Here is a 17528-nt window from a genome sequence, read left to right on the forward strand (position 1 = left end):
ATTGTGGCAATTCGGCGAACTTGGAGGCGAAATGAGGATGAGCAGGCGAACGTTTTTCAAGGGCGCTGTCGTGGCTACAGCGATGGCGGCCACGGCTTCGGGGGTGGCCGCGTGCTCGGACCAGCCGACGCCGCGCGGGGCAGACGCTGACGCGCGCCCGCTTCGCATCCCGCCGCTGTATGAGGGGACGCTCGACGGCAATGTCCGCAGCTTCGAGCTCGCCGCCCAAGAGGGCGAGTTTGAGATGGTCCCCGGCACCATGACCAAGACCTGGGGTTTCAACGGCCCGTACCAGGGACCGACGCTGTTCATGCGCCGCGGCGAGCGCATCGACATGACAGTGCGCAACGAGCTCCCGGAGGCGACCGTGGTGCACTGGCACGGCCTGCACCTGCCTGCATCCGCCGATGGGGGACCTGCACTGATGTTCCCGCCGGGCGAGTCGTGGTCGCCGTCCTGGACCGTGGACCAGCCCGCCGCGACTTGCTGGTACCACCCGCACCCGCGCGGGAAATCCGCGGTGCACGCGTACCGCGGGCTCGCAGGGGCCATCGTGCTTGACGACGACGATTCCGCCTTCCCCGGCCTGCCCAATGATTACGGCGTGGACGACATCCCCGTCATCATCACCGACGCGAACTTCACCGAAGACGGCCAGCTCGATGCCGAACACGGCTGGGTCGGCGACACCGTGCTAGTCAACGGCATGACGAAGACCCGCTTCGAGGCCACCACGCGCCGCCTGCGCCTGCGCGTGCTCAACGGTGCGACTATGCGCTTCCACCACCTGTCCCTGGGGGTGCCGTTCCAAATCGTCGCCACCGATCAGGGGTTCTTGGATGCGCCGGTGGAAGTCGACGGCGTGCTGCTCAGCCCCGGCGAGCGCGTGGAGATCGTGGTCGACCTCAAACCCGGCAAGGACCTCAAGCTGCGCAGCGACGGGGTGCCGAATCTCGGCGGCTTGCCGGATAAGGACACCGCGCAGATGTTCGGCCTGACCGACAAATTCGACCTGCTCGAGATCGCCGCACCGCCCGAGGATGCGCCCGCCTACCCGGCACTGCCCGGTGCGCTCGTGCCGGTGGATGTGCCGAGCCCCGACACCGTCACCGTTGAGCGCGAGTTCCGCATGAAGAACATGGAAATCAACGGCAAGACGATGGACATGCTCCGCGTGGACGAGGTGGTGGACCACAACGGCCCGGAAATCTGGCATGTGTCCAACGACAACGAGGACATGATGCACAACTTCCACATCCACGACGCGCGGTTTGCCGTCGTCGGGGTGGAAAACGGAGACCTCGAGTTCACCTCGGGCTGGCACGACACCATTACGGTGCCCCCGCTCGCCACAGTGAGCCTGCTCGTAGAGATCGGCTACTACCCGGACCCGACGCTGCCGTACATGTACCACTGCCACATGCTCAACCACGAGGACCAGGGCATGATGGGGCAGTTCGTGGTGGTTGAGCCCGGCCAACAGCCGGACCTTGCCGAGCCCAGCCCCTACGCCATGGACTAGCCGCCCCGGGGATTTTTCGCCGGGTGTGGCCTCGGGGCGTTGGGCTTAGCCTTTCACGTTGTGGCCGATGATGGAGGGCAGCAGTAGCGGGGCATCGCCCAGCAGCGCTTTCAGATTCCCGTCTCGCTCGACCGCACTGGTGACAGTGCGGACCTTCGTGCTGGCTTTCTCCCGGCCGCGGCTGCGATTGCTCGCTGCACCCGCTGGGCCGACAGCTACCGCAGCGCCCCGCCCGCCCTGGTTGTGCTGGGTAGCGCCGCCGCCGGAGCCAGCGGCGGCGTATGTGTTGTTTGTGTTGTAAGCGCCCGGCCCGGCACCGGGGCTACCCGCGCCGGTAGCGGCGCCGCTGCCGAAGCTACCGGCACCGGTGCCCAAACCCGCCCCGCCGCCGGTGCCGAAACTAGCCCCTGGGCCGAAACCGGGGCGCAGGCCGGTGCTTGCCGGCCCGGCAGACATTCCTGACCCAAGTAGCGCACCTGCGCGCTGGCCACCTGGGCTCCCTGGTGCTCCGGTTGCCCCGACGCGCGCGTTGTTCATTGGCGCCCCTGCGCCACCAGGACCGCTGGTCCCGCGGCCTGCTTGCCCGGCCGCGGCGAGACCGTTAAGCGCCCCGGCACCAACCCGGGTGCCACCACCGGTGTTTACGCCGTGCCGTGGGGCTGTGCCCGCGTTCCGCGCCCCGGAATTGGTGCTTGCACCACCGGCTCCTCCTGCGGCCGCGGTTCGGGTGCCGCCAGCGCCGCCGAGGCTAGTGGCTGCGGCCACGCCGGGCATACCGGCGCCACCGGATGGCTGCCCGAACCCGCCGATAGCCGCGGGCGTCAATGGGCTGCTAGGGGTGGCGGTGCCGCCTGCTGCGGCGCCGCCTGCCGCTGTGGGATTCGGCGGTGCGAGGACTGCAGTCGCCGCATGTGTGGGTGCTGAGCCAGCCGCAATGCGTTCGTACGTTTCTGACGTTGGCCGACCGTATTGCTGGATGACCTCGGCCGGAGACGTCGCGTGAGCCAGATCGCCCAAGCCGCGGCTAGTCAAAGTCTCTCGCAAGCCCTGCGGCAACGTTGTCGGCGTGTAAGACGGTGCGGCCGAGGCTGGGACGTCGGTGCTGGCGTAGGGGAGCGTAGGCAGATTGCCAGCCTCCGGCAGGAGACGGTTGAACGCCGGGATTGCCGGGCGCAGCCCCTCCGTCATACGGCCAGAATAAGAACGCAGATACTCCGACTCGATCTGCTGCTTCATCTCGGGGGTTTCGGCCGCCAGATACGCCGCGGTCGCTGCCGAAGCGAGGATGCTTTCAGCATCTGCCGCCATACCGAGTGCATCGGTGTGGGTGGCGAGTGAGCGAGAATTGGCCACATATTCCAATCCGGCGTTTTGGATCTGGGTGACTTTTTTCATCGCCTCCGCGATCCACTGCGTCTCGGCGGATGAGCTCAGCGAGTGGTGCACACCATTGAGCTCATCCATTGCATCCTCGATGAGCTTGGCGTTGGAATTCCAAAAGTCCGACGCTGAGTACGCGAGAGATGTGTTGGTACCGACCAGCTTGGACTCAGCGGACAAGAGCGACGACTCAGACGCCGAAGCAACGGCGGAGTTATCGAACGTATCCGTCTTCGGGTCTGCGGGCCCGAGCTGCTGAAACCCCTTTGCGTACAACGACGTAAGCGCATCTGCGTGGACTGGCAGGGGCGAGAGCACCGAACCCAATATCCCGGAGAACGATTCGTCGGTTTGCATCGTGTTCGTCAGAGCGAGCCACAGGCTGTCGGCAGTCTGCTTCAGATACAGCGCAATTGCCTGGTTCGCTTCCGGGGCGCGCTCATCGCCGATCGGGCTCAAACGACCGCCCGCTTCGTCCAAGCCACTGGCGCGGGAGAAAGAGGAGAGAGCCACCTGCCTGCTGAGTTGCCGGGATGATTGAAGCAGCTGTGATTGTTTCCTGAGCTGGTCAATTGCACTCTCGATTCGGTCTACTTCCAGCTGGATTCCCATTCTGATCCCCCATTTGATCGTGGCCTACGTGACGGAGCTTAGGTGGGGGAAATATCGCAGTAAACAGTATGTCCATTTAAATGGACACCGTCGGGCTTAAGTACCGTGCGTTCGGAAAAGATCTTCTAAGTTCGAAATCGCCAATTTACAGGTGTCTTCAAAGGTGATTTGCCCCTGAAAGCCCGATACCGAGGAAACTAGCCCGCCCCTATGTGTATCGACTTGGGCATAGCAGTCAACATCTTCGGGGCGACCGGTGCCATATACGAAAAGTGTTGGAAGCATTGCCGAACGCGGCGTATCGGGCATTTCGCGTTCTATCGAGACCATCGACTTATCAGCTTCACTATTGCTGAAACTCATGGCGAATTGTGCGTTGCCGCCGTCAATCGTGCAAGCACTCAACCCCTTCGCCAGCCCCGCGTACTCCTCCGGCAGCGGCTCCACGTTGTCAAAACCAGCGGCGGCGAACTCCTCGGGCGAGATTTCGGTGCACGGATCGAAAATGTTGTCGCCCAGGGTGTAGGGATCGAAGTCGCCGATCTCTAAGACACCGCTGTTGAAGTGGAACGCGGCCGGGGCGTTAGCAGCGTCGGAAGGCGAGCTGCTGGAGGGGGCAGGATCTGAATCGTTTTGGGTTGGGGCTGGGGTGGGGGCCGAAGGTTCGTCGATAGGCGGGGGCGTAGCACCGCACCCCGCCAACAAGCCGCACGACAAAAGCCAGGCAATGTGGCGTTTCATCTACCCCTCCAATGAAAAAGCTTCCCCACCAGGACTCGAACCTAGAATGACGGTACCAAAAACCGTAGTGTTGCCGATTACACCATGGGGAACAGCAACGATGATTGTAGACCAGACCCGTCCGCTGCCAAAGACGGGGTGTCCGGGGTGACGCTCTAAGCTAAGTCGCATGGCTCGAACGCGGATGACAGCACCCCAGCGCAGGGACCAATTGGCCGGAGTGGGGCGCCAGGCGTTCGCGGAGCGCGGTTTCGACGGCGTGAGCATGGAAGAGATCGCTGCCCGCGCTGGCGTGTCCAAGCCGGTGGTGTACGAGCACTTTGGCAGCAAAGAGGGGCTGTACCAGGAAGTTGTGCGTCGCGAGATGACTCGCCTGGAGGAGACGATTACCTCATCCATCCAGACCGGCCGCTGGCGCGAGCGCATCGAACGCGGCGTGCTGGCGCTTCTGACGTACGTGGAGGAAGATACGGACGGGTTTGTCATCCTCGCTCACGGCCAGTTGCCGGGGGAGGGGCGGACGTATTCGACCATCCTCAACAGGGTCACGGCGGAGGTGTCCCACCTGTTGGCGGAGGCGTTCAAGCACCGCGGGCTCGACGAGGCGATGGCGGGGCTGTACGGTCAGGCGCTTGTCGGTACCGTCTCCAACTCCGCACTGTGGTGGTTAGATGAGCGCATTCCGGACAAACACACTGTAGCGGCGCACATCTCCAACCTGTGCTGGAACGGGTTGCGGGGGATGGAAGCGCAGCCTCGGGTGTACACAGGCGATGCCGCGGAGCAGGAAGAAGGCGCGGCGGTGACCGCTGCGGATGCAACCGTCGAGGAAAAGGAAGCGTAAAAGGACATGACTGAAAGCACCCCTCCCGTTCTCGGCGGATTGCTTACCGCTGCGCTGACGGACCCCAAGCTCAAGGGGCTTGTCACCCACGTGGGCGAGGATGCGCTGCACATCACTGGCATTGACCAGACCCGCTCGTGGGCCGCGGGCGCCATCGCGCGTGAGACCTCGCTGCTGCTGGTCACCGCAACCGGCCACGAGGCGGAAGACCTCGCCGCAGAGCTGAAGGCGATCCTTGGCGAGGAAAAGGTGGCGCAGTTCCCCGCGTACGAGACGCTGCCGCACGAGCGGCTTTCGCCGGCCGCGGACATCGTGGGACGTCGCTCGAAGGTGCTGTGGGACATGCCGCGGGTGATTGTCGCCGCGGCTCGCGCTGTGTGCCAGCCTGTGCTGCCGGCGGTGGAGCCCGTGCGCATTGAGGTGGACCAGGAGCACGACTTCGAGGCCCTGACCGAGCAGCTCGTCCACTTTGCGTACAACCACGTGGATATGGTCGCGGCGCGCGGCGAATTTGCCACCCGCGGCGGCATCATCGATGTCTTCCCAACCACCGCGCTCAACCCCGTGCGCATCGAGTTCTGGGGCGACGAAGTGACGGACATTCGCTCCTTCGCAGTCGCGGACCAGCGCACCATCGAGGAGGTGCGCTCCGTCGAGCTGCACCCAGCGAGGCAGCTGCTTATCGACGATGCGGTGGCCGCCAAGGCAGACGAACTCGCCCGAAAGTTCCCCTCCAACCCGACGCTGACGTCGCTGCTCACCCGCATCGCGGAGAAGCAGCCGGCGGACGGCATGGAGGCGCTCATCCCGGCGCTGACGCAGGAGCAGTACACCGTGCTCCCGGAGCTCATGCCGCCCGGCTCGGTGGTGCTGGTGACAAACCCGGAGAAGGTCCGCGCGCGTATCGCCGACTTGGAGGCCACGGACCGCGAGTTTCTCGAGGCCGGTTGGGAGGCCGCCGCGATGGGCGCCGACGGTCCCGTCGCGGTGGAGGGGCTGGACGTCTCCGCGTCGTCGTATCGGTCCTACGAGTCGCTCGAAATCTCCGCGCGGAAGGCAGGCAACGCCTGGTGGACCTTCGCCCCGCCCGGCATGTTCGCTGCCGACGACGCCGCAACGCTGCCCCTGGAGTTCGAAGCAGCGCCCGCACCGAAGGGCGACCCGAAGGCGATCGAGCAGTTCTACGCCACGCTGAAGCTGCACATCGGGCAAAACCACGGCAAGGTGGCGTTCGTGGCGCCGGCGAAGGGCACGATCGACCGCATGGCGGATCGCCTGCGGGAACACGGCATTTCCGCGCGCGTGGCCACGCCGGGCCTCGAGCCCGTGGACGGGGCGGTCACCCTCTACCAGGCGTTGTCCCACGCTGGCCTCGTGTTTGGCGGCCCGAACCTTGTGGTGGTCACGGAAACTGACGTCACGGGCAACCGCGTGGGCGACATCGCGGGTGCTAAGCGACGAGCTCCGCGCCGCCGCAACCGCGTCGACCCGCTGGCGCTGCAGCCGGGGGATTTCGTGGTGCACGACACCCACGGCATCGGCAAATTCGTGAAAATGGCCGAGCGCACTGTCAAAGCCGGCGACGAGGATTCCCGCCGCGAGTACATCGTGCTGGAGTACCAGCCCGCCAAACGCGGCCAGCCCGGCGATCAACTGTGGGTCCCTATGGAGTCGCTTGATCTGCTGAGCAAGTACACCGGGGGCGAGAAGCCCAGCTTAAGCAAAATGGGCGGCTCGGACTGGAAATCCACCAAGCGCAAAGCGCGCGCGGCGGTTCGCGAGATCGCCGGCGAGCTGGTGGAGCTGTACGCCAAGCGCCAGGCCGCCCCGGGCCACGCGTTCGCACCGGACACCCCGTGGCAGCACGAGATGGAAGACGCCTTCCCGTTCGTGGAGACGGAAGACCAGCTCACCGCTATCGAAGCCGTGAAGGCGGACATGGAAAAGCCCACCCCGATGGACCGGGTAATTGTCGGCGACGTCGGCTTCGGTAAAACCGAGGTGGCCGTGCGCGCGGCGTTCAAGGCAGTTCAAGACGGCAAGCAGGTCGCCGTGCTCGTGCCCACCACGCTTTTGGCCCAGCAGCACTTCACCACCTTCAACCAGCGTATGGACGGCTTCGGCGTGACCGTGCGGGAGCTGTCCCGCTTCACCACCGCTGCGGACACGAAGAAGATCATGGCCGGTCTTGCAGACGGCTCGGTCGACGTGGTCATCGGCACCCACCGCCTCCTGCAGACCGGCGTGCAGTGGAAGAACCTGGGGCTGATCATCGTCGACGAGGAGCAGCGCTTCGGCGTCGAGCACAAGGAGCACATCAAGGCGCTCAAATCCCACGTGGACGTGCTGACCATGACCGCGACGCCGATCCCGCGAACCCTGGAGATGTCGTTGACCGGCATCCGCGAGATGACCTCGATCACCACCGCGCCGGAAGACCGCCACCCGGTGCTGACCTATGTGGGCCCGCAGGAGGACAAGCAGGTTGCCGCAGCGATCCGGCGCGAGCTGCTTCGCGACGGCCAAGTCTTCTACATCCACAACAAGGTCTCCGACATTGAAAAGACCGCCCGCCAGCTGCGCGAGCTCGTGCCAGAGGCGCGCATCGTCGTCGCCCACGGGCAGATGAGCGAGCAGGTGTTGGAACAAACCGTGCAGGGGTTCTGGAACCGGGACTACGACGTGATGGTGTGCACCACCATCGTGGAAACCGGCCTGGACATCGCCAACGCCAACACCTTGATTGTGGAAAACGCGCAGAACATGGGCTTGAGCCAGCTGCACCAGCTGCGCGGACGCGTGGGGCGCTCCCGCGAGCGCGCGTACGCGTACTTCTTGTACCCCAAAGACAAGACGCTCACAGAGACCTCCTACGACCGCCTTGCCACCATCGCCCAGAACAACGACCTGGGCGCTGGTATGGCCGTGGCGCAGAAGGACCTGGAGATGCGCGGCGCGGGCAACGTGCTCGGTGCGGAGCAGTCCGGCCACATTGCGGGCGTCGGCTTCGACATGTACGTCCGCCTGGTCAGTGAAGCCGTGGAGACCTTCAAGGGGCTCATGAGCGGCGACCCCGTCGACGCCACCGACAAGGGCCCGAAGGAAATCCGCGTGGATCTGCCCGTCGACGCCCACATCCCCGAGAGCTACATCAACTCCGAGCGCCTGCGCCTGGAGGTCTACCGCAGGCTCGCCGAGGCGCGCGACGACGATGCCCTCACCGCCGCCGCCGACGACATGGTGGATCGCTTCGGCGCTCTGCCCACCGAGGTTGAGCACCTGATGGCAGTCGCGCGGTTGCGTAACCAGGCGCGTGCGGCGGGCGTCGCCGACATCCTCACCCAGGGCACGCGCATCAAGCTCCACCCGGTTGAGCTGCCGGACTCCAAGCAGGTGCGCCTGAAGCGCCTGTACCCGGGTGCGAACTACCGGGCCGCAGCGAAGACCCTGCAGGTGCCCATGCCGCGCGAGGGCGGGAACAAGCGCGCGATCAACGCACCCAACTTGCGGGACCTGGAGCTGCTGCAGTGGGTGGCGGACTTCATGTCCGAGATGCTGGATGCGCCGAAGGTCTCGGTGGCCGGATCGACGGTGGCGGAGGGCAAACCGAAAAAGAAGGTGTTCTCGGTCAGCGAGTAGGAGCGGTTTCCGCACTCGGGATCCAGCTACCAGGAGCCAGCTATTCGCCCCCACGGGCCCATTAGCTGGCTCCTACTAGCTGGATCCGCGCAGAGGAGGGGGAGTAGCCGACAGCGGGCGGTGGTTCCGATCTAGAAGAACTGCGGCAGGATGAACAGCATCCCGATGCTCCAGGTCAGGTGCACCGCGATAGGGGAGTACAGCCTGCCGGTCTTGACGGACTCGTAGTACGTCACCGCGCCAAGAACGCCCGCCGCGAACACCAGCAGCGGCACGCCCATTGCGCAGGTGACCAGGCCATAAATGACCGTGGACCACAACCCGGCCTGGGCCACCGACTGGCCGTGGGCGCGCAACTGCCGCGGGACCATGTCGCGGTACACGAGCTCTTCACCGGCGCCGTTGACCACGAGTACCAGCAGCGTGAGCAGGTAACCGCCCTTGTCCGGGGTATTCAGCAGCTCGGCAGCCGGCCCCGCCAGCGCGGGGATGCGGCTGACCACCACCGCGCCGAGTACGAAGACGAGGGCGAGGGCGGCGCCGATGAGGGCGCCCCGTAGGACGTCGAGAAGCTTGTGTGGCCCGGCAAAGGCCCTGTGGTTTCCCCACACCCACCACGCCGCCGCGTAGACCACAGCGGTAAGAGCGGTGGCCCAGTAGAAGCCGGGGGTGCCGTCGCCGGCGCGGCGCGACAGAAACAGTCCGAGCGCGCCGAGTGCGCAGGGCACGAGGAAAAGCCATTGCCTGGTCAAGTCAGAACTCCGTCCAAGTATTACCGGCCGTGCAGGAGCAAGATTACCGGCATGACTGAAACAAGGACCGGTCTGGTCACTGGCGCCACAGGCTACGTGGGTGGTCTCGTGGTGAAAAAACTGCTTGACGACGGCTGGCGCGTGAAGATCCTCGCCAGAGACGAGGACAAGGCGCTGGGCAAGACCTGGGGCGATGAGGTGGAGATCGTCGAAGGCGACGCCAGCGAACGGGCGGACGTTGCTGCTGCGCTTGAGGGCGCGGACTGCGCCTGGTACCTGCTGCACTCCATGGGCGACGGCGCCGGGTTCGCCCAGGAAGAAGCCGACATGGCGCGCCAGTTCGGCGAAGAAGCCAAGCGCGCCGGAGTCGGCCGGATTGTGTACCTGGGCGGGCTGCACCCGCAGGGAGAGGAAATGTCCGAGCACCTTGCTTCGCGCGTGCGCGTGGGCAAGATCTTGATGGATTCGGGCGTGCCCACCGCGGTGCTGCAGGCGGGCGTTGTCATCGGCGACGGCTCGTTGTCGTTCCAGCTGCTGCGCCACGTCACCGAGCGAGTCCCCGCGTTCATCGCGCCGAATTGGATCACAAACAAGATCACCCCGATCGGCGCCCGCGACATCGCCTTCTACCTTGTCGCGGCGGCCGATCTCCCGGCGGAGATGAACCGCACCTTCGACGTTGGCGGGCCGGACTCGATGCCGTACGTGGAGATGATGCAGCGCTACGCCGAGGCGGTGGGGCTGCACCGCCGCCCGTACGTCACCGCCCCGATCATGACCCGCAAGTTGGCAGCGTGGGGGCTGGGCGTGCTCACCCCACTGGCCTACAAACAGATTCTGCCCATCTTCGAATCGGTCAGCGTGGACACGGTGGTGAAGGAGCGCGACCTAGAAGCGCTCGTGGGCACCCCGGAGGGCGGCAACCAGAAGTTCGACGACGCCGTGCGCGAGGCCGCCAAAAGCACCGACCCGGGCTGGTACGGCGCAACGGCCACTCCTTTGCATGCTGCCGCCGTGGTGGCCGGCGCGTTGAGTGGCCGCCCGTTGGTGCAGGTGCCGGTCAACCTCGCGGCGGCGGTAGCAGGCACGATCGTCGCGGGTAATGCTCGGGAAGATGGCCGCTCGCCGTGGCCTGCGGTGGCGGCAGCCGCAACGGTGGTTGCGGCCGCCTCTGCGATCTCGCGGGTTACTTCACGGAGAAGATGATCATCTCGGTGTCGTCGGGCGTGCCGCGGTAACTTCGCTGGGCGAGAATTCCCCCACCGATTCTCGCCCAACAATAACGGGGAAGTACCATGGTTCCCCATCGCCCCTATAGCCCAATTGGCAGAGGCAGCGGACTTAAAATCCGCGCAGTGTCGGTTCGAGTCCGACTGGGGGCACTATGAGAAGCGGGGTCCGCGGCGAATTCGGATAGGACCTTTCGCGGTGGCAAGATCAACGGTTTCGGAACCCTGGGTGATGATGACGGTACCGGCGTCGACAAGCTGCTGCGCCGCGTCGCGGACCGGTTGCATGAGGTCGCGCCAGTGCTCGTCGCCCAGCTCGCGGGCCACGTCGGACGGGCAGATCGAGGAGGAAGGGGCGCGGGCAGCAAGCTTCTCGACGATCACCTCACGGTATTTCGCCGCCCCTGTCATCGGCGCCCGATTCGCAGCGCCGCCTGGATGAGTGGGATTTGCAGCGGTAAGCGGCCGATGGCGATGGCCTTCAGCGGCAACGACTTGTTTCGCCACTGCCAGGCCATGTTGAAGTTTGCCGGCCACACGGCGGCGAGCAGTGCTGCGGCCAGCGGGCCGCCGACTGCGCGAGTTTTTCCATTCGCCAGCAGCGCCGCCACGACGAGCTCGGCGACGCCGGAGACGTAGGTGTACGTGCGCGCGCTGCCCGGCAACGCGTCGGGCACGATTCGATCGAACGGCTCCGGTTTAGCAAAGTGCAGCACGCCCGCGCCGGCGAACAGGGGGACGAGGAGTTTCTCAAGCGGCCTCACTGTTCGCTCACCCAGTCCTGGGCGATCTGCGCCGGCTCCGCGCGTTCCTCACCCACGTTGCGCAGGTTCATCTCTACGAGGTCCTCGGTGGTCAGCTTCGCGTCGATGTCGTTGATCACGGCGAGGGCGCCGTCGGGCAGCTGCCCGGAGCGGATAACGGGAACGACATTTTGCGGCGGGATGAGGTTTTCCGGGTCGTCGAGAATGACCAAGTCGGCTTCCTCACCGCTGTCCAGCAGGGCGGGGGAGGTGGTGAAGATATTGGCCACGTTGGCCGTGCCCTGCACCAGTGCCGCAACGGTGAGCGGGCCGCCGCCGTCGGAGATCGGGGTGACGGTCACCTTCGACGCGTCGATGCCGTAGACATCCGAGAGCCCTGTCGGCCCGTACGGGCGCTCAGCGAATTCCGGCGGGGCGGCGATGGTCACGGTGTCCAGTTTGGCCAGGTCAGCGATGCTGGACAGCCCGTTCGCATCCGCAGTTTCGCGGGTGACGCGGTAGGCGTCCTTGGATTCGGCGGGGCTGAAGTCGCCTGCCTCCAGGCTGTCGGGGAGGACGGAATTAAGCGTCTCGCGCACTGCGGATTCGTCCGCGCCCTGCTCCAGCTCGCCGTAGAACTGCGTCAGATTTCCCGCGTATTCGGGTACAGCGTTGATCGCGCCGTCTTCGAGGGCCGACAGGTACACCTCGCGCGAGCCGATGCCGGATTTCACCGTCACCTCGTAACCCGCGTCGCGCAGGGCCTGGGCCCAGATCTGGCCGATGATCTCGGATTCGGGGAAGTTCGCGGTGCCGATGGTGACGGTCTGACCATCCGCATCAGCGGCGTTGTCGGCGGGCGTTGTGGGGTCCTCGTTGGCGCACGCAGTGAGCGTGAGCACCGCGGCCGCGAGGAGAGCAGGAGTGATGGGTTTCGTATGCATGCCCACCAATGTTAGCCGCGGGAGTGCAACCTCGGCCGCGAATAGTGCTGCGCCAGCGCGAGCACGACGTCGACGACGAGGGCCAACGCGGTTACCGCCAGCGCGCCGGCGACCATGCGGGGATAGTCCTGGACCGCGAGGCCGTCGATAAGCAACCGCCCGAGGCCGCCGAGCCCGATGTAGGCGAGGACCGTTGCTGTGGCGAGGATTTGCACGACGCACGAGCGCAGGCCCCCGATCATGACGGGCGCCCCGAGCGGGAGTTCTACACGGGAGAGGATCTGCCTCTCGCTGTAGCCGGCGGCTCGGGCGGAGAGCACGACTTGCTCATCCACCGAGTCGAACCCGGCGACGATGCCGGCCACAAGCGGCGCGGCCCCCAACAACACCAGCGTGATCACCGCAGGCACAAGGGGCGCGGTGACGCCGAACGGGAGGACGACAGCGAGAAACGTCAGCATCCCCAGCGCGGGAAGCGCGCGCAGCGCCCCGGCGGCGGAGAGCACTGCAGACGCGCCGCGCTTGGTGTGGCCTACCCACAGGCCCAGCGGCACCGCGATGAGTGCGGTCGCCAGCACTGCGAGCGCCGTGTAGCCGAGGTGCTGCGTGATGCGCGCACCGAGCCCCGCGGGACCGGCCCAGTGGGATCCGTCCATGAGGTAGTGCAACGCGTCGAGGAGAAACTGCATGTTAGGACCTCGCCTTCGTCCACGGCATGGTGGCGCGGCCAAGGATGACAAGGACGGCGTCGACGGCGACGGCAAGGACGACGGTGCCGATCAGGCCAGCGAGGATCTCGGTGGGAAACGAGCGCTGGAAACCCTCGGTGAACAGCGTGCCGAGCGATTGCACACCGATCAACGCCCCAACGGACACCAAGCTGACGGTGGATGCTGTGGCCACCCGCAACCCGCTGAGGAGACCGGGGCCCGCGAGCGGCAACTCCACCGCGGCGACGCGTTTGAACGGCGGGTACCCGGCCGCAGCCGCCGACTGGCGCACGTCCTGCGGAACCGCACCGAAGGCGTCGGCGGCGGAGCGCACCATGAGCGCGATGCCGTAGAGCACCATGGCCGCAACCACGTTGAGGGGAGACAGGATCGAGGTCCCCAAAACCAGGGGCATGAGGATGAACATGGCGAGCGACGGCACGACGTAAATCAAACTCGTGAGCACGACCAGCACCTCTCGCGCGGCGCCCGAGCGGTTAGCCAACCACCCAAGCGGCACCGCGACAACAAACGCGAGTGCGACCGCGGGCAGGGCAATGAGCAGGTGGTCCAACGCCAAGTGGAAAATCCTGCCGCCATTGGCGCTCAGCCACGCCCAGTTCACGCGAGAACTCCCTTCACGGTGCCGGACCCGTCAACCAGCACGTTCGCGCCGTCCCGCTTGACGACGGTTAGCTCGCGCCCGTCCAGCCCAATGAAGTCCCGGACACGTGCGCTGGCTGGGTGGGCCATGATGTCCTCGGGGCTGCCCGCCTGTTCGACCGCAGCTCGCTCGCCCAGCACCACGACTTGGTCGCCCATCTTGAAGGCCTCGTCGATGTCGTGAGTGACCATGAGCACGGTGGTGTGGAGGCGGTCGCGGATGCCCAGAATCTCGTCCTGCAGCTTGCGGCGCACCACCGGGTCGACGGCCGCGAACGGCTCGTCCATCATGATGATGTCTGGGCGGTTGACTAGGCCGCGGGCCACCCCGACTCGCTGAGCCTGGCCGCCGGAGAGCTCGCCGGGGTAGCGATCCGCGAGCGCGGGGTCGAGGTTGACCAGCTCGAGCATCTCCAGAGCACGCTCCCGCGCGTCCTTTTTGCTAGCCCCGGCCAGACGTGCGATGTCGGCGACGTTGTCCAGGGCGGTGCGGTGCGGCATCAGGCCCGAATGCTGCATGACGTAGCCGATGGAGCGGCGCAGCTCCACCGGATCCGCATCGGCCACATCGCGGCCGCGGACGAGCACCTGGCCGGCGGTGGGCTCGACCATGCGGTTAACCATGCGCAGCAGCGTGGTTTTGCCGCACCCGGAGGGGCCGACGAAAACGGTGGTTTCGCCCTCGCTGACCGTGTAGCTGAACGTGTCCACGGCCGCGTTGCCAGCGCCCGGGTAGGTCTTGGACACGGAACGGAATTCGATCACTTCGGCCACTTCGCTCACCGCACCGACCCTACCGTGCAGTCTTGATGTCGTCGTATGCAGCGAGCGCGGTCTTCCGCGACGCTTTGATGTCCACCATCGGCTCCGGGTAGCCGGGCAGCAGCGCCTCCGGCGCCCAACGCGACACGTACGCGCCGGCGGGATCAAACTTTTCCTGCTGCGTGAGCGGGTTGAAGATGCGGAAGTACGGCGCGGCGTCGTCGCCCGAGCCCGCCACCCACTGCCAATTGAAGGGGTTGGAGGCGGTATCCGCGTCGACGAGCGTGTCCCAGAACCATTCCTCGCCGTGGCGCCAGTGAATGCCCAGGTTCTTGGTGAGCCAGGATCCCACCACCATGCGCACCCGGTTGTGCATGGTGCCGGTGCGCCACAGCTCGTGCATGCCTGCGTCGACAAGCGGCACCCCGGTAGCTCCCCGCTGCCACTGGGCGAGTTGGTCTAAGTGCTGCGCCGCGTCTGCATCCGGTTCCATCGCGGCACTCGCAAACGCGGCGGCATGTTCCCACGGTGCCGCGTTGGCGCTCCACGCCCACTCGAAGCGGTTGAACTGCTCGCGCACGTTGTGCACCGCCAGATCCGGAAGGTGGTAGTAGCGGTGCCAGGCGAAGTCGCGCCACACGAGCTGGCGCAGAAACGCCCACGCATCTGGCGCGGCGTTGGGGTGCTCCTCGGCGAACGCCACGGTTTCCGCCCACACGTAGCCCGGGGAGAGCTCGCCGAAGCGCAGGTGGGCGCTCAGCCCGGACGTCGCGCCGGGGGTCAGGTCGTTGTTGTCGTATCTGTGCCCGTCGGCCAGGCCGTCCAGGAACTCATGGAATCGGCGCAACGCTGCGTCCTCGCCCGGTGTGTTGTGCGCAGCCAGTTCCTCCGCCCACGACGGCGGGGCCGGAACCTCCAGTCGCGTGCCCCCGGGGAGCGACGGCGCAGCCACCGGGCGTGGGGGATGCGCCGCTAAGTGCTGCTGCATCGCCTTGTAAAACGGCGTGAACACCCGGTACGGCGTGCCGGACCCGGTGGCGATGTCCCACGGCTCCGCCAGCAAAAACCCGGGGAAGGTGCGTGCGTCGACGGCTCGCTTGACCTCGGCGTCGAGCTCGACCGCGTCGTAACGGCGGTTCCACACCACCTCAGCGTCCATCTCGCGGGCGAGGCGTGGCACGATTTCGCGCGGGTCGCCCGCCTCGCGGATGAGGGGCAGCTTCTCGCTGAGGGCTGCGGCGCTGCGCTCTCTCCACCACGCGGCCGCGCGGCCGAGGGGGCGGGCAGCGGAGGAGTCGTCGATAAGCACACCGGCAACATCGCCGCGCGACGCGGCGTACGCGAGGGCGGGGTTGTCGGTGGCGCGGAGGTCGTCGCGGAACCAGACGAGCGTCGTTGGGGTGGTGGGCACGGGTGCGTCCCTTCAGTACAGTTGGGGCCATGACTGATCGTATGAATGTTGAATCGTTCAACCTGGACCACACCAAGGTAGCCGCCCCGTTTATCCGCCTGGCGGACCGCAAGGAGCTGCCCCACGGTGACACGCTGGTGAAGTACGACATCCGCTTCAAGCAGCCCAACGTGGAGCACTTGGAGATGCCAGCAGTGCACTCGATTGAGCACATGTTCGCCGAGCACGCGCGCAACCACGCCGACAACGTGATCGACTTCGGCCCGATGGGGTGCCAGACCGGCTTTTACCTCCTGCTCTCCGGTGACCCGTCCGAGGCTGAGGTGGCGGAGCTCGTCGAGAAGACCTTGACGGACATCACCCAGGCAGACGAGGTGCCAGCCGCCAACGAGCAGCAGTGCGGTTGGGGCGCAAACCACGATCTCGCCGCCGCGAAGCGCGAGGCTCAGGCGTTCTTGGACAAGCGCGCCGAGTGGGGCACCGTATTCAAGTAAACCGGCCCCCGCAGCCGGGGTGTTAGGTATTCGGATCCACCACGCGGATCTCAAGGGGCGCGGTGCGCAGACGGTACACGCCTGGCGCCGCGTCGAATACTGCCAGCAGCTCGTGCCCGAACGCCGTGGTCGCGGGCACAATGATGTGGTCGTCTGCGAGCTCGGCAGTGGGGCAGTGGGGATCGAATAACAGCCACGTATCGCCGTTGAGCAAAGCGAACGTCCGGCCGTGTAGCAGGCGGTGGCGCGCGGCCCGCACCACCGCCCGAGCGGCCGCGGTGTCCATGTCCACGCGGCCCGACGCATCAACGTCGAGGAAGCGCGCGTGCATAGCACCTATCGACGACCCTTCGGCCCCCACCACCCTGTCCAGCATTTCGCGGTCGCCGGGATGTGCACTGAGCGGCGCGCGATCTGTGGACGTCATGGATAAGGGGACGCGGTCGCCTATCAGTGCCGCAAACTTCAGCGGGTCCCACGACAGCATCCGCTCGAAGTCGTCTCCGGCTAGGCCCACGGCGCAGGTGAAGCAGATGAAGCCGGTCGGCCCGTCCAGCACGCCGAGGAGCGGGTCGGTGACGAACACGAATCCCGTCAGCGTTCCCCGAGGAGCATCTAGCGACAGGTAGTGGCCGGGCTCGATCTCGTCGCGCGCTGCGCGGGCGAGCACGTCCGCCGGCCACTGCTGCGGGAGCGCAGGCGCGCCGGGCACCCGCATCGTCAGCTCCGTCTGCGTGCCCGCAGACGGCTGCGACGAGGCGACACGGGACACACCGAACGTGGTGTACAGGACGTGGGGGACCGGTTCTGCGAGTATGTAGGCGTGGACCTCAAGGCTGCGGTAGGCAAACACATACGCGTCTTCGCTGCCGGTGACGTTGCGGATGTGCTCGCGCACCGCGTCGCCGCCTGTGCGGGGACCGTGCCGCGCATTCTCAAACACACCCATGGGCCCACCATATCGCCGCCTGGATGTACGGGCGACGCAGCTGTGGGAACCTTTTAACAACGTGTGACGTTGTAGACATTGAACTCTTTGGGCCGGCTGTTCTTTAAGACCCCGGGACAGCATCCCGGTCCGG

16 protein-coding genes and 1 tRNA gene are annotated in these 17528 nt (G+C 66.1%); 6 read left to right on the forward strand and 11 right to left on the reverse strand.

Annotation, left to right across the window (positions count from 1 at the left end):
* Positions 1-37: 37 nt before the first annotated feature.
* Positions 38-1522 carry a multicopper oxidase family protein gene (locus tag HF989_RS00675; protein ID WP_168683453.1) on the forward strand — a complete coding sequence of 495 codons (1485 nt, stop codon included), beginning with the start codon at positions 38-40 and terminating at the stop codon, positions 1520-1522.
* Between the two features lie 45 nt (positions 1523-1567).
* Here HF989_RS00675 and HF989_RS00680 read toward each other — a convergent pair whose 3' ends face one another.
* Both HF989_RS00680 and HF989_RS00685 read right to left on the reverse strand, forming a co-directional pair.
* Positions 1568-3415 carry a hypothetical protein gene (locus HF989_RS00680; RefSeq protein WP_168683454.1) on the reverse strand — a complete coding sequence of 616 codons (1848 nt, stop codon included), beginning with the start codon at positions 3413-3415 and terminating at the stop codon, positions 1568-1570.
* A gap of 195 nt (positions 3416-3610) precedes the next feature.
* Positions 3611-4255, reverse strand: a complete 645-nt coding sequence (locus HF989_RS00685) for a DUF3558 family protein (protein ID WP_168683455.1) — start codon at positions 4253-4255, stop codon at positions 3611-3613.
* 169 nt (positions 4256-4424) lie between these two features.
* Between HF989_RS00685 and HF989_RS00690 the strand changes: the two genes are divergently transcribed.
* Positions 4425-5099: a TetR/AcrR family transcriptional regulator gene (locus tag HF989_RS00690; protein WP_168683456.1), complete on the forward strand. Its 675-nt coding sequence runs from the start codon at positions 4425-4427 to the stop codon at positions 5097-5099.
* 6 nt (positions 5100-5105) lie between these two features.
* Positions 5106-8738: a transcription-repair coupling factor gene (gene mfd / locus HF989_RS00695; RefSeq protein WP_168683457.1), complete on the forward strand. Its 3633-nt coding sequence runs from the start codon at positions 5106-5108 to the stop codon at positions 8736-8738.
* 131 nt (positions 8739-8869) lie between these two features.
* Here mfd and HF989_RS00700 read toward each other — a convergent pair whose 3' ends face one another.
* Positions 8870-9490, reverse strand: coding sequence for a CPBP family intramembrane glutamic endopeptidase (locus tag HF989_RS00700; RefSeq protein ID WP_168683458.1), 621 nt, complete (start codon positions 9488-9490; stop codon positions 8870-8872).
* A 51-nt stretch (positions 9491-9541) separates the two neighbouring features.
* Here HF989_RS00700 and HF989_RS00705 point away from each other — a divergent pair, with 51 nt between their 5' ends.
* On the forward strand, positions 9542-10696 hold the full coding sequence (locus tag HF989_RS00705) for an NAD(P)H-binding protein (protein WP_168683459.1): 1155 nt from the start codon (positions 9542-9544) through the stop codon (positions 10694-10696).
* A gap of 102 nt (positions 10697-10798) precedes the next feature.
* Positions 10799-10872: transfer RNA gene (locus tag HF989_RS00710), tRNA-Leu, on the forward strand.
* On the opposite strand, the gene HF989_RS00715 is transcribed toward HF989_RS00710, so the two are convergent.
* From HF989_RS00715 to HF989_RS00745, 7 genes are read right to left on the reverse strand one after another with little or no spacing between them, the layout of a single operon-like run.
* Positions 10873-11103 carry a DUF3253 domain-containing protein gene (locus HF989_RS00715; protein WP_343033500.1) on the reverse strand — a complete coding sequence of 77 codons (231 nt, stop codon included), beginning with the start codon at positions 11101-11103 and terminating at the stop codon, positions 10873-10875. It lies immediately after the preceding tRNA gene.
* A gap of 23 nt (positions 11104-11126) precedes the next feature.
* A complete protein-coding gene (locus HF989_RS00720) occupies positions 11127-11483 on the reverse strand; it encodes a DoxX family protein (protein ID WP_168683461.1) in 357 nt (118 codons plus the stop codon).
* Complete coding sequence (locus HF989_RS00725) at positions 11480-12406, reverse strand: ABC transporter substrate-binding protein (protein ID WP_168683462.1); 927 nt, start codon at positions 12404-12406, stop codon at positions 11480-11482. The genes HF989_RS00720 and HF989_RS00725 overlap by 4 nt, the downstream gene beginning before the upstream one ends.
* Positions 12407-12417: 11 nt before the next feature.
* The gene (locus HF989_RS00730) at positions 12418-13095 is read right to left on the reverse strand and encodes an ABC transporter permease (RefSeq protein ID WP_168683463.1); all 678 of its coding nucleotides are present in this window, start codon (positions 13093-13095) and stop codon (positions 12418-12420) included.
* Between the two features lies 1 nt (position 13096).
* Entirely contained in the window at positions 13097-13741 is a 645-nt protein-coding gene (locus HF989_RS00735) for an ABC transporter permease subunit (RefSeq protein ID WP_168683464.1), read from the reverse strand.
* Positions 13738-14544 (reverse strand): ATP-binding cassette domain-containing protein, encoded by an 807-nt coding sequence (locus HF989_RS00740; RefSeq protein ID WP_168683675.1) that lies wholly within the window; start codon positions 14542-14544, stop codon positions 13738-13740. The genes HF989_RS00735 and HF989_RS00740 overlap by 4 nt, the downstream gene beginning before the upstream one ends.
* 28 nt (positions 14545-14572) lie before the next feature.
* The gene (locus HF989_RS00745) at positions 14573-15952 is read right to left on the reverse strand and encodes an FAD-binding domain-containing protein (protein ID WP_168683465.1); all 1380 of its coding nucleotides are present in this window, start codon (positions 15950-15952) and stop codon (positions 14573-14575) included.
* Positions 15953-15981: 29 nt separating this feature from the next.
* On the opposite strand from HF989_RS00745, the gene HF989_RS00750 reads away from it, so the two are divergent.
* Positions 15982-16446, forward strand: a complete 465-nt coding sequence (locus tag HF989_RS00750; RefSeq protein WP_168683466.1) for an S-ribosylhomocysteine lyase — start codon at positions 15982-15984, stop codon at positions 16444-16446.
* A 22-nt stretch (positions 16447-16468) separates the two neighbouring features.
* Here HF989_RS00750 and HF989_RS00755 read toward each other — a convergent pair whose 3' ends face one another.
* Positions 16469-17395, reverse strand: coding sequence for a suppressor of fused domain protein (locus tag HF989_RS00755; RefSeq protein WP_168683467.1), 927 nt, complete (start codon positions 17393-17395; stop codon positions 16469-16471).
* Positions 17396-17528: the final 133 nt, after the last annotated feature.

The organism is Corynebacterium mucifaciens, from assembly GCF_012396315.1.
Classification (GTDB): Bacteria; Actinomycetota; Actinomycetes; order Mycobacteriales; family Mycobacteriaceae; genus Corynebacterium; species Corynebacterium mucifaciens.

What these genes read in the sequence shown, in the direction of transcription:
- HF989_RS00675 (WP_168683453.1), top strand. Translation starts at nt 38, where the DNA reads ATGAGCAGGCGAACGTTTTTCAAGGGCGCTGTCGTGGCTACAGCGATG.
- HF989_RS00685 (WP_168683455.1), bottom strand. Translation starts at nt 4,255, where the DNA reads ATGAAACGCCACATTGCCTGGCTTTTGTCGTGCGGCTTGTTGGCGGGG.
- HF989_RS00690 (WP_168683456.1), top strand. Translation starts at nt 4,425, where the DNA reads ATGGCTCGAACGCGGATGACAGCACCCCAGCGCAGGGACCAATTGGCC.
- mfd (WP_168683457.1), top strand. Translation starts at nt 5,106, where the DNA reads ATGACTGAAAGCACCCCTCCCGTTCTCGGCGGATTGCTTACCGCTGCG.
- HF989_RS00705 (WP_168683459.1), top strand. Translation starts at nt 9,542, where the DNA reads ATGACTGAAACAAGGACCGGTCTGGTCACTGGCGCCACAGGCTACGTG.
- HF989_RS00725 (WP_168683462.1), bottom strand. Translation starts at nt 12,406, where the DNA reads ATGCATACGAAACCCATCACTCCTGCTCTCCTCGCGGCCGCGGTGCTC.
- HF989_RS00730 (WP_168683463.1), bottom strand. Translation starts at nt 13,095, where the DNA reads ATGCAGTTTCTCCTCGACGCGTTGCACTACCTCATGGACGGATCCCAC.
- HF989_RS00750 (WP_168683466.1), top strand. Translation starts at nt 15,982, where the DNA reads ATGACTGATCGTATGAATGTTGAATCGTTCAACCTGGACCACACCAAG.
- HF989_RS00755 (WP_168683467.1), bottom strand. Translation starts at nt 17,395, where the DNA reads ATGGGTGTGTTTGAGAATGCGCGGCACGGTCCCCGCACAGGCGGCGAC.